This is a genomic window from Ruegeria sp. AL12, assembly GCF_056540885.1.
In genome coordinates, this window is the sequence record NZ_JBQFXN010000155.1 from 1 (window position 1) to 615 (window position 615).

Annotated in this window: 1 protein-coding gene; it reads left to right on the forward strand. The window is 59.7% G+C overall.

Annotated elements, in window-relative coordinates:
• Positions 1-615, forward strand: a 615-nt coding sequence (locus tag ACR0C6_RS21955; RefSeq protein WP_480621292.1) for an ABC transporter permease, incomplete at both ends; no start/stop codon positions are given.

Here is a 615-nt window from a genome sequence, read left to right on the forward strand (position 1 = left end):
GGCGAATTTCGTTCTGGCAAATACGCCATGGCCGATCCTGATCGGGTTTGTCACCGCGCTGGGCTGGTATCTGGGCGGGCTGCCAATGGCCGCGCTGGGGTTATTCGGCCTCAGCTTCGTGCTGGCCTCGGGTTATTGGGCTGAAAGCATGAACACTCTGGCGCTGGTGGCCGTTTCGGTCCCTGTGGCGCTGGTTGTGGGTGGAGGAATCGGCATTCTGGCCAATGAGATCCCTCGCGTGAAAAACTTTGTTCAGGCCGTGCTGGACGTCATGCAGACTGTGCCAACCTTTGCTTATCTGACGCCCTTGCTGCTGCTCTTTGGTTTTGGCCCGGTGGTGGGTCTGATCGCCTCGGCCATCTACGCGGCACCGCCCATGGCACGCAATGTGATGCTGGGGCTGGAGCGGGTCGAGCCCGAGATCAAAGAGGCCGCCATCATGTCCGGTGGTACGCGGTTCCAGCAACTGTTTCAGGTGGAAATCCCAGCGGCCGCGACCCAGACTATGGTCGGCGTGAATCAATGCCTTATGGCGGCTTTGTCGATGGTGATCATTGCGGCCGTAATCGGTGGCTTCAACGATATCGGCTGGGAGGTTCTGCTGACCATGCGCAA